This is a genomic window from Streptomyces montanus, from assembly GCF_005786655.1.
In the GTDB taxonomy this organism is placed as follows: domain Bacteria; phylum Actinomycetota; class Actinomycetes; order Streptomycetales; family Streptomycetaceae; genus Streptomyces; species Streptomyces sporangiiformans.
In genome coordinates this window covers 37,435-52,024 of sequence record NZ_VBZC01000064.1, presented here as the reverse complement: position 1 = coordinate 52,024, position 14,590 = coordinate 37,435, and the positions used below count along the sequence as shown (strand labels likewise).

The 14,590-nt window shown below is 69.8% G+C and carries 11 protein-coding genes; 4 read left to right on the top strand and 7 right to left on the bottom strand.

Going from position 1 to position 14,590, the window contains the following annotated elements; genetic code table 11:
- The coding region (glgB, locus tag FE633_RS38665) for a 1,4-alpha-glucan branching enzyme (protein ID WP_138049837.1) at positions 1-1,052 on the top strand (1,052 nt) is incomplete at its 5' end.
- Between the two features lie 242 nt (positions 1,053-1,294).
- On the opposite strand, the gene FE633_RS38660 is transcribed toward glgB, so the two are convergent.
- The 7 genes from FE633_RS38660 to FE633_RS38630 all read right to left on the bottom strand — a co-directional run bounded on the left by FE633_RS38660 (position 1,295) and on the right by FE633_RS38630 (position 10,381).
- Positions 1,295-2,719 (bottom strand): cytochrome P450 family protein, encoded by a 1,425-nt coding sequence (locus FE633_RS38660; RefSeq protein ID WP_138049836.1) that lies wholly within the window; start codon positions 2,717-2,719, stop codon positions 1,295-1,297.
- A gap of 102 nt (positions 2,720-2,821) precedes the next feature.
- A complete protein-coding gene (locus FE633_RS38655) occupies positions 2,822-5,080 on the bottom strand; it encodes a HelD family protein (RefSeq protein ID WP_425473288.1) in 2,259 nt (752 codons plus the stop codon).
- 182 nt (positions 5,081-5,262) lie between these two features.
- Positions 5,263-5,619: a thioredoxin family protein gene (locus FE633_RS38650; RefSeq protein WP_281291322.1), complete on the bottom strand. Its 357-nt coding sequence runs from the start codon at positions 5,617-5,619 to the stop codon at positions 5,263-5,265.
- Complete coding sequence (locus tag FE633_RS38645; protein WP_138049835.1) at positions 5,592-6,020, bottom strand: MerR family transcriptional regulator; 429 nt, start codon at positions 6,018-6,020, stop codon at positions 5,592-5,594. Before FE633_RS38645 ends, FE633_RS38650 begins: the two co-directional genes overlap by 28 nt.
- A 54-nt stretch (positions 6,021-6,074) precedes the next feature.
- Positions 6,075-7,388, bottom strand: a complete 1,314-nt coding sequence (locus FE633_RS38640) for an AAA family ATPase (protein ID WP_246114026.1) — start codon at positions 7,386-7,388, stop codon at positions 6,075-6,077.
- Positions 7,389-7,706: 318 nt separating this feature from the next.
- Positions 7,707-8,618 carry an NAD(P)-dependent oxidoreductase gene (locus FE633_RS38635; protein WP_138049834.1) on the bottom strand — a complete coding sequence of 304 codons (912 nt, stop codon included), beginning with the start codon at positions 8,616-8,618 and terminating at the stop codon, positions 7,707-7,709.
- Between the two features lie 386 nt (positions 8,619-9,004).
- On the bottom strand, positions 9,005-10,381 hold the full coding sequence (locus FE633_RS38630; protein WP_246114025.1) for a cation:dicarboxylate symporter family transporter: 1,377 nt from the start codon (positions 10,379-10,381) through the stop codon (positions 9,005-9,007).
- Between the two features lie 140 nt (positions 10,382-10,521).
- Between FE633_RS38630 and FE633_RS38625 the strand changes: the two genes are divergently transcribed.
- The 3 genes from FE633_RS38625 to FE633_RS38615 all read left to right on the top strand — a co-directional run bounded on the left by FE633_RS38625 (position 10,522) and on the right by FE633_RS38615 (position 14,550).
- A complete protein-coding gene (locus FE633_RS38625; RefSeq protein ID WP_138049832.1) occupies positions 10,522-12,237 on the top strand; it encodes an ATP-binding protein in 1,716 nt (571 codons plus the stop codon).
- Entirely contained in the window at positions 12,234-12,923 is a 690-nt protein-coding gene (locus FE633_RS38620; RefSeq protein ID WP_119099365.1) for a response regulator, read from the top strand. The genes FE633_RS38625 and FE633_RS38620 overlap by 4 nt, the downstream gene beginning before the upstream one ends.
- A gap of 172 nt (positions 12,924-13,095) precedes the next feature.
- Complete coding sequence (locus tag FE633_RS38615; RefSeq protein ID WP_171060299.1) at positions 13,096-14,550, top strand: extracellular solute-binding protein; 1,455 nt, start codon at positions 13,096-13,098, stop codon at positions 14,548-14,550.
- Positions 14,551-14,590 lie beyond the last annotated feature (40 nt).

The window sequence follows — 14,590 nt, the reverse complement described above, 5'->3', positions numbered from 1 at the left end:
TCGCCAACGCCGTGTACTGGTGCGAGGAGTTCCACATCGACGGGCTGCGGGTCGACGCCGTGGCCTCGATGCTCTACCTCGACTACTCGCGCGAACACGGCCAGTGGACGCCCAACGAGTACGGCGGACGCGAGAACCTCGACGCGGTCGCCTTCCTGCAGGAGATGAACGCGACGGTGTACCGGCGCGAGCCGGGCGTCGTCACGATCGCCGAGGAGTCGACCGCCTGGGACGGCGTCACGCGCGCCACCCACCACATCGGCCCCGGCGGCTTCGGCGGACTCGGCTTCGGGCTGAAGTGGAACATGGGCTGGATGCACGACTCGCTGGACTATGTGTCGAAGGAGCCCGTGCACCGGAAGTACCACCACAACGAGATGACGTTCTCGATGGTGTACGCGTACAGCGAGAACTACGTGCTGCCCATCTCGCACGACGAGGTCGTCCACGGCAAGCGGTCGCTGGTGTCGAAGATGCCGGGCGACTGGTGGCAGCAGCGGGCCAACCACCGCGCGTACCTGGGCTTCATGTGGGCCCACCCCGGCAAGCAGCTCCTCTTCATGGGCCAGGAGTTCGCGCAGGGCGCCGAGTGGTCGGAAGGGCACGGCCCTGACTGGTGGCTGCTCGATCCGTCGTACGGGGCGGAGCCGGACCATCGGGGCGTGCGTGACCTCGTCCGAGGTCTGAACTCGGTGTACCGGCGGACTCCGGCGCTGTGGGAACTGGACACGGTGCCGGACGGGTTCTCCTGGGTCGTGGGGGACGCGGCGGACGACAACGTCTTCGCGTTTCTGCGCTTCGACGCGGATGGCGCTCCGCTGCTGGCCGTGTCGCACTTCTCGCCGGTGGTTCGGCACGCGTACCGGGTGGGTGTCCCGGATGACGTGCCCGCCTGGACCGAGGTGCTGAACACCGATGCCGCGCGGTACGGCGGCAGTGACGTCACCAACCCCGACCCTCTCAAGCCGGACGCCCAGGCCTGGCACGGCCGCCCGGCCAGCATCCGGCTGACGTTGCCCCCGCTGGCGACGGTGTGGCTGCGCCCGGCATAGGTTTTCTCGCCCCCGCCGCCCCTACCCTCCCCCAAGCTCTCGGCTTCGCTCGAGCAGGGGGGACCCCCACCCATCCCCTGGGGCTCCGCCCCAGACCCCGCTCCTCAAACGCCGGAGAGCTGATTTTCAGCCCGTCCGGCGTTTGAGGACGAGGCCGTTCAGGCCGATAGCGGGGGTCTGGGGGCGCAGCCCCCAGGAACGGGATGGGACGGGTAGGGGCGGCGGGGGCGAAACAAACCCCCTCAACCCCTCTTGCGCGAGCCGAACATCAGGTGCCGCAGGGACGCCAGCAGCCCCCTGGCATGGTGGGCTGAGGAGCGCGAGGGGTCGTCGGGCCGTGGGGCTCCGTTGGCAGTCACCCTGCCGGGCGGCGCCTGGCGGACGGGACGGTTCCGGCTGAGCTCGTAACGGACCGGGAGGAGTCGCAGGCCCCGCACGACGGGTCCGGACCGCCAGGGCAACTGGTCCGGCGGAAGGGTGAGTTCGACCTTGGCGAAGTACTCGAAGACCCGGCCCACAGCCGTGGCCACGATCTGACCGGCCAACTCGCGCGCGGCACTGGGGCACTGGTGCGGCCCCGCGCCCCACCCCAGATGGGCACGCGTACTGACCGTGGAGTCGACGAGAGGGGACCCGATCGCCATGAGGTCGTGATGCGCGGCCGCCGCGGACGGCAGCACGACATCGCCGGCCCGGATCCAGAAGTTCCCGAGCCGTACGTCGCGGGCCGCGAAGCGGAAGCACAGGTTGGCCACGGGGGGATTGGCCAGCGCCGCCCGGTTGACGGTCTCGCCGATCAGCCCGGCCGACAGGCTCCTGCGGACGGTGGCGTTGCCACGCAGCACCTCCAGCAGGGTGTTGCACACCATGTTGCCGGTGATGTCGTTGAGGTACACGGCGTTCATGAACAGCTCGCGGCCGAGCTGTTCGTCGGAGAGGGACGGATCGGCCAGAAGCATGTACGAGGTGAGGTCGTCGCCGGGCACGGCCCGGCGGTGGGCGGCCAGCCGGGTCATGGCCGCCAGCGCCCTCCCGGTGGCGGGCCCCGCGTCGGGCCCGCCGTCGAGCATCCGCCACAGGTCCATGACCATCTCGTCGCCGAGTTCGACGGGGCAGCCGAACAGCCGGGTGGTGATCATCAGCAGCAACGGCCTGGTGTACTGCGCGGCCAGGTCCATGTAACCGGCGGAACCGGACTCGGCGGCGAGCAGTGCGAAGAGTTCGTCCGCGTACGCCACGACATTCGCCCTCAGCTCCCATCCCTGCGGGGTGCGCCCGTCCTGGAACGGGCCGAGAGCGGAGTGGAGGGTCCCCCGGGCGGCCAGATGCTCCTCGTCGTCCATGAACATCGTCTGCCGGACCTCGTATCCGGCGAGCAGCGGCCAGTCCTGCGGCAGCCGCCCCTCCGCCCGGGTCCGCCAGTACCGGATGTCCCGTCGCCACAGGCTCTCGTTGCGGAGCACCTCCAGGACCTCGCGGTAGTCGAGGACCAGCCACACCGGTACGCCCATCAGGCCGACCGGCGCCACCGGGCCGTAGGTGCGCCGCAGGTGCCCGTACACACCGGCCGGATCGGTGTCGAAGGCCGAGGTCAGCAGCGGCTCGACGGACAGCGACTCCAGCGGCGGCGCGTCGGCCGGGGCAGCGGCGAACGGGTGATGTTCCATTCGGACACGCTTACCGCATCATGCGCTTACAAGCTGTGACGACGACGCCAACTGTTACGACTTGGTGATCCCCAAGGAGGATGTGGCGAGAGCCCCCGCATGTCAGAACGCCGCCGCCACCGCCTTCGGCAGCTCCCCCGTGTGCACGATGCCCAGCGCCTGCGTGGCGCGCGTCAGGGCGACGTAGAGGTCGCTCGTGCCGTACCGGGACGGCTCGACCACCAGGACCGAGTCGAACTCCAGCCCCTTGGCCTGACGAGGGTCCAGCAGGACGACCGTACGGGTCAGGTCGGGCTCCTTGCCCGCCGTGACGCCGTCCAGCCGCGCGGCCAGCGACCTGTGCAGATCGCGCGGCGCGATCACCGCCAGGCGGCCCTCGGCGGGGGTCAGTTCCGCGACCGCCTTCGCCACGGCCCCCGGCAGGTCGTCGGTGGCCCGCGCCCACGGTCGTACGCCCGTCGAGCGCACGGAACTCGGCGGCTCGAAGCCGGGATGCTCGGCGCGCACCACGGCCGCCGCGACGTCCATGATCTCGGACGGCGTGCGGTAGTTGACGGCGAGGCGGGTGTGCTCCCAGCGGTCCTCGACATACGGCTGGAGGATGCCGGCCCAGGAGCCGACGCCCGCGGCCTCGGCCGTCTGCGCGGGATCGCCGACGAGCGTCATGGACCGAGTGGGGCTGCGCCGCATCAGCAGCCGCCATGCCATCGGCGACAGCTCTTGCGCCTCGTCGACGATGATGTGCCCGAACGCCCAGGTACGGTCGGCCGCGGCCCGCTCGGCGGCGCTGCGGTGGTCGTCCTCCTCCTGGCGCTCGGCCATCCGCTCGGCGTCGATGATGTCGTGCGCGGACAGGACCTCGGAGCCGTCGGGGTCGCCGTCCTCCTTGTCCTCGAACTCGTACGTCCGTGAGGCGTACGAGATGTCCAGCACGCTCTGCGCGTACGCGATGTGCTCGTTGCGTTCTTTCTCGGCCGCCGCCCTGGCCAACCGGTCGTCCTCGCCGAGGAGTTCGGCGGCCTCGTCGAGGAGGGGGACGTCCGCGGTGGTCCACGCTCGCGTCACCCTGCGGCGGATCGCGGCGGCGTCGGGCTCACTGACAAAGCCGTCCGGCTCGGCGAGGAAGTCGGCCACCAGGCGCTGCGGGGTCACACGCGGCCACAACTGGTCGATGGCCGACCAGACTTCCGGGTTCTCGGCCAGCTCGTCACGGATCTGTGTGATGTCGCTGGCGTCGAGCAGGTTCGTGCCGTCGTACGGATCCGTGCCGATCCGCTCGGCGACCATGTCGGTGAGAGTGTTGAGGATGTGGCCCTCGAAGTGCTCGCGGGCGGCGTTGTGCTGCAGCTTCGCCTCGCGCGTGCGCTCACGGGCGACGCGTACGAGGTCGTCGTCGAGCATCAGGACGTCCCGGTCGTGCTGGATGGCGATCACCGGGTCGGGCAGGGCCTGGCGGTCGCTCACGACGGCGGCGAGGACGTCGGCCATGTCGGCGCGGCCCTTCACGGCGGCGGCCTCGGGGGTGTCGATCGCGGTCGCCCTCACGCCGGGGTAGAGCTCGCCGACGGTCGCGAGCAGGACGCCGGTCTCGCCGAGTGAGGGCAGGACCTCGCCGATGTAGCCGAGGAACGCCGGGTTGGGGCCGACGATCAGGACGGCCCGCTTGGCGAGCAGCTCCCGGTGTTCGTAGAGGAGATACGCGGCCCGGTGCAGCGCGACAGCGGTCTTGCCGGTGCCGGGTCCGCCCTCCACCACCAGCACCCCGCGGTACGGGGCGCGGATGATGCGGTCCTGCTCGGCCTGGATGGTCTGCACGATGTCGCTCATGCGGCCGGTGCGCGCGGAGTTGAGGGCGGCGAGCAGGACGGCGTCGCCGGTGGGGTCCTCGTGCCCGGTGCGCTGCTCGTCCCCCAGGTCGAGGATCTCGTCGTGCAGGGCGGTGACGGCGCGGCCCTCGGTGGTGATGTGCCGGCGGCGGCGTAGGCCCATCGGGGTGTGGCCGGTGGCGAGGTAGAAGGGCCGGGCGACCGGAGCCCGCCAGTCGATCAGGATCGGGGTGTGCTCGGTGTCGTCGGCGCGGATCCCGATACGGCCGATGTGGTGGGTGGTTCCGGTGGTTCCGTCGATACGGCCGAAGCAGAGGGAACCGTCCACCGCGTTCAGCGCGGCGAGCAGCCCCGAGCGCTCGGCGACCAGGACGTCCCGTTCCAGGCGTGCCTGCATCGGCGTACTGCCCTGCGCGAGGGCATCCGCCACGGCGGACTCGGTGCCGCCGCGCAGGGCGTCGACGCGTGCGTACAGTCCGTCGATGAATTCCTGCTCGTTGCGCAATTCATCGTCCGGAAAATCGGTGTTTGACAATTCCACTCCCGCCCGGATATACTGTGTTCATTGAACTGCTTTGCGACTCCGTGCCCTTGAAGTCGTGAACTATCGAATATACGTAAAGAAATCCCCCGAGCGCAATTGCTCGGGGGATTTCTTGTGTCGCATGCCCGTTGTTCAGGGGCGTTGTTCCAAGCCTCGGATCACGGTTCCGCGGCTCAGATCACGTCGGACAGCTCTTCCAGCAGTCGCCGCTTCGACCTCGCCCCCACCATCGACTTCACCGGCTCGCCGGCCCGGAACACCATGAGCGTGGGCATCGACAGCACCCCGTAGGCGTTCGTGATCCCCGGGTTCGTGTCCACGTCCAGCTGCACCACCTTGAGCCGGTCGCCCTCCTCGAAGGCGATGGCGCTCAGTACCAGCGCGATCTGCCGGCACGGCGGGCACCAGTCGGCCGTGAACTCCACCAGCACGGGCAGCTCGGCCCCGATCACCTCCGCCTCGAAGTCCGCGTCCGTCACCTCGGCCACGCCTGCCGCCTTGATCACCGCGTCCGCCCTCCCAGTTCGCATACGGGTTCCGGACCGCCCGGAACCTCCGCACCGGCCGCCAGCTCGTCGCGCGCCTGCTCGGCCTTCGCCAACTGGGCACCGACCTGCGCCCGTACGGCCTGCAACTCGCCGATCAGCGCGTCGAGTTCGCCCAGCTTGCGCCGGTAGACGGCGAGCGAGGCCGGGCACGAGTCGCCCTCCGGGTGCCCGGCCCGCAGACACTCCACGAAGGGCCGGGTCTCCTCCAGGTCGAATCCGAAGTCCTGCAACGTCCGGATCTGCCGCAACAGCCGCAGATCGTCCTCGTCGTACGTGCGATACCCATTGGCCCCACGCCGCGCGGGCAACAGCCCCCGCGCCTCGTAATACCGAAGCGCCCGCGTGGTGGTCCCGGCCCGCGCCGCCAACTCGCCGATTCGCATACCGCGACGGTAATGCTTGACGCCGACGTCAAGGCAAACAGCTCGCGGAGGAGGTCACTCGGCCTCGGCCGACAGCCACTCCGCGTCATCGTCGTCTTCGTCTTGGTCTTCCTCGCCCGCGTCCTGCCCGGAGGGCCGTACGCCCAGCAGGCGGCGGGTCAGGTGGTCGCGGTCCGAGAGGAGTTCGTCGGCCGCCGTGCGCAGGTCCTCCGCGTCCGTGCGGTCCGCCTCGCGTTCCGCCGAGATCAGGACGGCCCGGCGTACGAGTTCCTTGGTGAAGGACGCCGTCGTGCCCTCCGTGCGGGCCACCACCTCGTCGGTGATCTCCTTGCCGAGGCCCAGCGAGGAGCCGTACAGGTGGAGGAGCCGGGCGCGGCCCTCCGCGTCCGGGAGCGGAATCTCGACCGCCAGGTCGACGCGGCCGGGGCGCTGGACGAGGGCGGGTTCGAGGAGGTCGGCGCGGTTGGTGGTGAGGAGGAAGGCCACATCGGCGTCGTCGCCGAGGCCGTCCATCTCGTTCAGCACCTGGAAGAGGAGGGGCTGTTCGCCGCCGCCGTAGTCGCGGGCCTCGGCGATCAGGTCGCAGTCCTCGAGGATCACCAGCGCGGGCTGGAGCATGCGGGCGAGCGCGCAGGCCGTGCCGATGGAGCCGATGCTCGTACCGGCGAGCACCACGACTGTGAACTCCGACAAGTGGGAGAGGAGATAGCGGATCGTGTGGGTCTTGCCCGTGCCCGGCGGCCCGTACAGAAGCAGTCCGCGCCGCAGATGCTGGCCCGCGGCGCGCAGCCGCTCGCGCCGCCGGGCCACCCCGACGACCTGTCGCTCCACCCGTTCCAGAAGCCCCGACGGCAGCACGATCTCGTCGCGCGTCAGCGCGGGCCGGCGGTGGAAGCGGAACGGCCCGAGGCCCTCCCCGAATTCCGAGCCCTCGAAGGAGAGGATCTGACCGCGGAAGATGTTGTGCTCGCGCATCAGCGTGTCGATCTCGGCGAGCAGACGGTCCGCGAACTCCTTTTCCCGGGCCAGTACTTCGATCTCCACCTTGTTGCGCCCGTACTCGTCCGCCGGACCGCGCAGCAGCACCGCGAACCGCTCCTCGCCCTCCTGACCGAGGTAGAACCCGACGGAGACGCAGGCGAGTTCCTCGTCCGGGGACACCGGCAGATGCGCGTAGTCGACCGCCCCGAGCACGAACCGGTCGTAGCGGTCCGCCGATTCGAGGATCTCGCCCAGCGTGAAGTCCCCGCGGTGTTCCGCGCCCGTCATCCCGATCAGCTCGTACGCCCGCCCCTCGGCGGCGAACCAGCGCTCCAGCGCCAGATGCACGTTGGGCAGGTCGTACGAGGGATACGCGGCCTTGATCACCGGCTGGTCCCTCGGCGCGCTCCCCAGATGCGCGCGCAGCCGCTCGGTGAGGTCACGGCCCTCCCTGTCCGTGCGCTTGGGACGCGCGACCGCGCGAGGAATTCATGGAAGAGGTCGCTCACCTCGTCCATCGACAACGGCCGCCCGTTGGCCGGCGACGGCGGCCGAGCCGGCTCGTACGCCGCGTACTCCCCCGTGCCCGTGAACTCCGACTCGTCCCCCATGCCCGCCTCCGTACCGGTCCGTCCCGCCAACGGCGCTTCCAGCCTGAGGCCCGACACATCGGCACGTCAAAGAGTTTGAACGCGATCAGCGGCCTCAGCCGCCCCGTACGACCTCGATCGTGCTCGTCCAGCTGTCGGCGGCGTGGCCTCGGGCGACGGCCTTGTCGTAGACGTCCTTGATCGGGCGGACCGTACTCACGTCGAGGCCGCGGTGTTCCGCCCACTCCAGGATGTGGTCCACAGCGGTCGCCATCATGCCGAGATTGGCTTCTTCGCCCGGGAAGCTGCCCGCGTCGATGTCGCGCGCGGCGCCGGCGGCGAGGGGCGGCAGGATGGCGGTGATGGTGTTCAGGTACGGGGCAAGGTCGGTCGCGCGCACCCCGTCGGCCCCGGCCAGTGCGAACGCGTGCACCAGCCCGGCGATGGACCCGTAGAAGAAGTCGAGCAGCGCCAAGTCGTAGACGGCGGCGAGCCCTTGGTCCTCACCGAGGTACGCGGGCCGCCCGCCCAGCGCCTTGAGCGCGGTCTCGTGCTTGTCGTACGCCGCCTGCGGACCGCTGTAGAAGATCAGGGCCTCCGGCTGCCCGATCATCGTGATCGGCACCATGATCGCGCCGTCGAGATAGTCGACACCGCGGTCGTTCGCCCAGGCCGCGGTGGTGCGGGCGCGCTCCGGGGTGTCGGAGGTGAGATTGACGAGGACCCGGCCGGGCAGGTCGCCGGCGGCGGATTCAAGGATGGTCCCGGCCGCGTCGTAGTCGACCACGCAGACCACGATCAGCTCGGCCGCGCGCACGGCGTCGCCGGCGGTCGCGGCGCGGACGGCGCCCTGGGCGACGAGCTTGTCGCCCTTGCCCGCGGAACGGTTCCAGACGGTGGTGGGATGCCCGGCCCGCAGTAAGGCGGCGGCGAGGGCCTGGCCCATCGCGCCCAGCCCGAGGACGGCGACAGAGGTCTTTTCGAGGTCGGCAGAGGTCGTTTCAAGGTCAGTTGGCATGCGGACCATGCTGCTGGGGCACCCAACTCGGCACAAGTACCTACTATTTGGTCAGGTACGAACCAAAAGGTAAGTGAGGACGAGGGGTCTGAGCCGGGGGCTGGTTGCCGAGGCGGCCACCCACGGGGGCCGCGAGGCGTGGAAGGCGGGTGGCTGAACCGCAGAACCACTGAAGCCACCGGCCCGGAGGCCGGTGGCTGAACCATCGAGCCGCCGGGCCGGTGGCCACAGGGCTGAGCGCTGAACGTATGAGACCGGGCGGCTGGACGACGGGGGATCCACCCAGCCGCCCGGAGTTTTCTGAGCGGGAGCTGTCGGCCTTGTGGCCGCGGCCGGCGGCCTGCCGGTTCCAGGCCCTTGCCCTGGAACCGGCGAGCCTGCCGGAGGCGGAGGCTCTAGGCCTTCGCCAGCTCCTTGTCGTCCCCGCGCGACGAGCCGTCGGCGGCGGGGGCGTCGTCGCCCTCGTCGAGGAGCGTCTTCTCGTCGAAGGGCAGCCGGCCGGCGAGGACCTCTCCGACCCGCTCCTTGTCGATCTCCTTGGTCCACGTGCCGATCAGGACCGTGGCCACGGCGTTGCCGGCGAAGTTCGTCAGGGCGCGCGCCTCGCTCATGAAGCGGTCGATGCCGACGATCAGGCCGACGCCGTCGACCAGCGCGGGCTTGTGCGACTGGAGACCACCGGCCAGCGTGGCGAGACCGGCGCCGCTGACGCCCGCCGCGCCCTTCGAGGCGACGAGGAGGAACAGGAGCAGCGGAATCTGCTCGCCGATCGACATCGGCGTACCCAGGGCGTCCGCGATGTACAGCGAGGCCATGGTCATGTAGATCATGGTGCCGTCGAGGTTGAAGGAGTAGCCGGTCGGGACGGTGATGCCGACCACCGGCTTGCTGACACCCATGTGCTCCATCTTCGCGATGAGCCGCGGCAGCGCGGACTCGGAGGAGGAGGTGGACAGGATCAGCAGGAACTCACGGCCCAGGTACTTGAAGAGCGTGAGGATGTTCAGGCCCGCGACGACGCGCAGCAGCGCGGCGAGCACGATGAAGACGAAGAGGAAACAGGTGGTGTAGAAGGCGAGCATCAGGACCGCGAGGCTCTTGAGGGCGTCCAGACCCGCAGAACCGACGACCGCGGCGATGGCGCCGAAGGCACCGATGGGGGCGGCCCACATCACCATGGCGAGGATGCGGAAGACGAGCCGCTGGATGTGCTCGATCCCGCGCAGGACCGGCTCACCGGTGCGGCCCATCGCCTGCAGCGCGAAGCCGGCGAGCAGGGCGATGAGGAGCGTCTGCAGGACCTGGCCCTCGGTGAAGGCGGAGACCATCGTGACCGGGATGATCGACAGCACGAACTCGACCGGCGGCAGCGCCTCCGAGTCGACCTGCGCATGACCGGTCTCCTTGATGGCGTCCGTCACCTGGAGGCCCGTACCCGGCTCGACTATGTTGCCGACGACCAGGCCGATTCCAAGGGCGACCAGCGACATCACCAGGAAGTAGCCGAGCGCGATGCCACCGACGGCACCGACCTTCGCGGCCTTCCGTACCGAGCCGATGCCCAGCACGATCGTGCAGAAGATGATCGGCGAGATCATCATCTTGATGAGGTTCACGAAGCCGGTCCCGACCGGCTTCAGTTCGACCGCGAAGTCGGGGGAAACCAGGCCCACGGTGATGCCGAGCACCACCGCGACAATCACTGCGATGTAGAGGTAGTGGGTGCGGTCCCGCTTGGCAGCGGGGGTAGGTGCCGTTTTGGACGTACTCACGGCTGCCTCCTTGACGTCATCGTCGGCATCACCGGCGTGCGGCTCACATCCGGGGTTGTCGGTGACTATCTCCTGCCTTGTGAGGCCGGTCACCCTTCCGTTCATTTAGTTCACGCCAAACGTCAAGGCAGACTGACTCCATGCGTTTCCCCCGGCCCCGCAGCCTGGCGGGCCAGCTCTTCCTCATGCAGGCGGTGCTCGTCGCCGTTCTGGTGGCTGGATATGCCCTCTTCACATACGTCAGCGACCGCGGTCAGGCCGAGGAGGCCACGCGCCGCCAGGCCATGGGCGTGGCCCGCACGGTCGCGGACTCCCCTTCCGTCCGCGCGGCCATCCGTACCCGGAACCCGACGAAGACCCTCCAGCCGTACGCGACCGAGGTGATGCGCCACGCGGAGGTCGACTTCGTCACGATCATGAACACGCAGGGCATCCGCTGGACCCACCCCAGGGAGGAGGAGATAGGACAGCGCTTCCTCGGCAACACCGAGCGCGCTCTCCACGGCGAGTCCTTCACGGAGACGTACACGGGCACCCTCGGCGCGTCCGTACGCGCCGTCACCCCGATCTATGACGACGGCCGCATCGTCGGCCTGGTCAGCGCGGGCATCAAGGTGGACGTGATCAGCGAGCGGGTCCAGGGCCAGGTGACGGCCCTGTTCGCCGTCGCGGCGGGCGCCCTGGCCCTCGGCGCCGTCGGTACCTACATCATCAACGCACGCCTGCGCCGCTCCACCCACGGGTTGAACGCGACCGAACTCAGCCGTATGCACGACTACCACCAGGCCGCTCTGCACGCCGTGCGTGAGGGGCTGCTGATGCTGGACGGGCAGTTCCGGGTGGCGCTGATCAACGACGGCGCGCGGGAGCTCCTGGACGTTCGCGAAGACGTGGTGGGCCGCTCCGTCGCGGACCTCGGTCTGCCCGCCCCGCTGACGGGCGCGCTGCTGTCGGCGGAGCCCCGCGTGGACGAGGTGCACCTCACCGCGGCGCGGGTGCTCGTGGTGAACACGTCGCCGGTGTCCAGCGGTGAACGCCGGGGCACGGTCGTGACGCTGCGCGATGTGACCGAACTCCAGTCCCTGATGGGCGAGCTGGACTCCGAGCGCGGCTTCACGCAGGCGCTGCGCTCCCAGGCGCACGAGGCCGCGAACCGCCTGCACACGGTGGTGTCCCTGATCGAGCTGGACCGCACGGAGGAGGCCGTCGGCTTCGCCACCGCCGAGCTGGAGCTGGCCCAGGCCCTCACCGACCAGGTGGTCGCCGCGGTGAGCGAGCCCGTCCTCGCGGCCCTTCTGCTGGGCAAGGCGGCCCAGGCGAACGAACGGGGCGTCGAGCTCGTGGTCTCCGAGGACAGCAGCATCGACGACGGTCTGCTGCCGGACTCCCTCCCCACCCGTGACCTGGTGACCGTGCTGGGAAACCTGATCGACAACGCCGTGGACGCGGCCCAGGGCTCCGTGGGCGCCCGTGTCACGGTCACCGCGCTCGCCGACGACGCGGAGCTGGTCCTCCGCGTCATCGACACGGGAGCCGGCGTCGATCCGGCCCACACGGAGGCGGTCTTCCAGCGCGGCTGGTCCACGAAGCCCTCCGGTCCCGGGGGGCGAGGGCTCGGCCTGGCGCTCGTACACCAGACCGTCAGCCGTCACGGCGGAAGCCTGACCGTGACGGAGGCCGACGAGGGCGGGGCGTCGTTCGAGGTGCGGCTGCCGTTGCGCTCCGGGGAACGGGCCTCTGCAGCGACGGGGCGGACTCCGGCCGGGGGGACTAAGGTCCACGCCGAAGCGGAAGCCAAGGCCGAGGCCGAAGCCGAGCCGGCTCCGCAGCCCAGTCCGCACGGAGGCACCGTATGAGCACGCCGTCGCACGACATCCGCGTCCTGGTCGTCGAGGACGACCCCGTCGCGGCGGACGCGCACGTCATGTACGTGGGACGTGTGCCCGGCTTCACGGCGGTGGGCAAGGCCCACACCGGCGCGGAGGCCCGGCGGGCGCTGGACCGCACGCCGGTGGACCTGCTCCTCCTGGACCTCCACCTCCCGGACGGGCACGGCCTGCAGCTCGCCCGCTCCCTCCGCGCGGCCGGGTACCACGCCGACGTCATCGCGGTGACCTCGGCGCGGGATCTCACGGTGGTGCGGGAGGGCGTCTCGCTGGGTGTGGTGCAGTACGTACTGAAGCCGTTCACCTTCGCCACCCTGCGGGACCGGCTCATCCGGTACGCCGAGTTCCACGCGTCGGTCGGCGAGGCCAGCGGCCAGGACGAGGTGGACCGGGCGCTGGCCACCCTGCGCGCACCGGGTCCGGCTGAGCTGCCCAAAGGGTTGAGCGCACCGACGCTGGAGCGGGTCACCCGGGCGCTGCGGGACTCTGCCGAGGGCCTGACCGCGACGGGGGTGGCTGAGGCCGTGGGAATCTCCCGGATCACGGCTCGGCGGTATCTGGAGCACCTGGTGGATGCGGGGCGGGCGGGACGGAGTCCGCAGTACGGGCAGGTGGGGAGGCCCGAGTTGCAGTACCAGTGGGTGAAGGGGCCCTGAGGGGCGGGGATCCGGGCCGTCGTGGCCATGGGCCGTCGCGCCGCCGGGACGACATGACGTTCATGCTCAACACCCGGGCCGTGCAAGGTCATTGACCTGGCACAGTTCCCCCTCTTACGTTCACCGGGCAGCAGACGAACTCGGCCACAACGACGTCGGCCAGTAGGAGGTCCTGCCCGTGCGCCCCACCGCCGCCCCTCCCCACCGTCGCACCCGCCCCGGCATCCGTACCGGCACCCGCCCCCGTTCCCGCCCGGCTTCTTCCCGGCTCCGCCTGCTTCTCGCCGGGACCCTCGTCGTCACCGGCGCCGGCGCCGTCACCGCGTGCGGCTCGGGATCCGGGAGTGACCCGGACACGGTGGAGGTGTCCTACAAACAGTCCACGGACAATTCGGTCCGGATCATGGACACCCACCTCGCCGCCGTCAAGAAGCAGTTCGAGAAGGCGAATCCGGGCAAGAAGGTCAAGCTCGTCCCGATCAAGGCCCCGGACTCCGAGTACTACACGAAGGTGCAGCAGATGCTGCGCTCGCCCAAGACCGCGCCCGACCTGGTCTACGAGGACACGTTCCTCATCAACTCGGACATCACCAGCGGGTACTTGAAACCCCTCGACCCGTACCTCGACAAGTGGAAGGACTGGGACCAGTTCATCGACACCGCCAAGACGGCGGCGAAGGCCCAGGACGGCAAGACGTACGGCATTCCGGACGGCACCGACACCCGGGGGCTCTGGTTCGACAAGGCGGTCTTCCAGAAGGCCGGGCTCCCGGCGGACTGGCAGCCGAAGACCTGGGACGACATCCTCGAAGCCGCCCGCACCATCAAGAAGAAGGTCCCCGGCGTCACTCCCCTGAACGTCTACACGGGCAAACCCGCGGGCGAGGCCGCCACCATGCAGGGCTTCGAAATGCTGCTCTACGGGACGGGTGACGGAAAGACGGACCCCCTGTACGACGAGGCGTCGAAGAAATGGATCGCAGGGAGCAAGGGCTTCAAGGACGCGCTCGCCTTCGTGGAAACGGTCTACAAGGAGAAGCTCGGCCCCGACGTCTCCGACGCCCTCGACCCGAACATCTCGACGCGTGTCCGCGGTGAACTCCTCCCCGAAGGCAAACTCGGCATCAACCTCGACGGCTCGTGGCTCCCGCAGGACTGGCTGGAGGGCAGCGGCCACGAATGGCCCGAGTGGTCGGAGAAGCTGGGCCTCGCCGCCATGCCGACCCAGAACGGCCAGGCCCCCGGCAAGGTGAGCATGTCCGGCGGCTGGACCTGGGCGATCCCGGACAAGGCGGCCAACCCCGACCTCGCCTTCAAGTTCATCGAGACGCTGCAGACGAAGGCGAACGCCCAGAAGTGGTACATCGCCAACTCCGGTATCGCGGTACGGAAGGACGTCGCCGAGGACCCCGCGTACGTGAAGGCGCAGCCCGGCATCAAGTTCTTCACCGATCTGGTCGAGAGCACGCACTACCGGCCCGCGTACCCGGCGTACCCGAAGGTCTCGACCGCCGTCCAGGAGGCCATGGAGGGCGTGACGACGGGCGACAGTTCGGTGGACGAGGCGGCGAACAGGTACGACGACGATCTCAAGGCGGCCACGGACAACCAGGTGATCGAGAAATGACCGGGAGGTGACTGTCCGTTCATGACCGCCGCACCTCCGG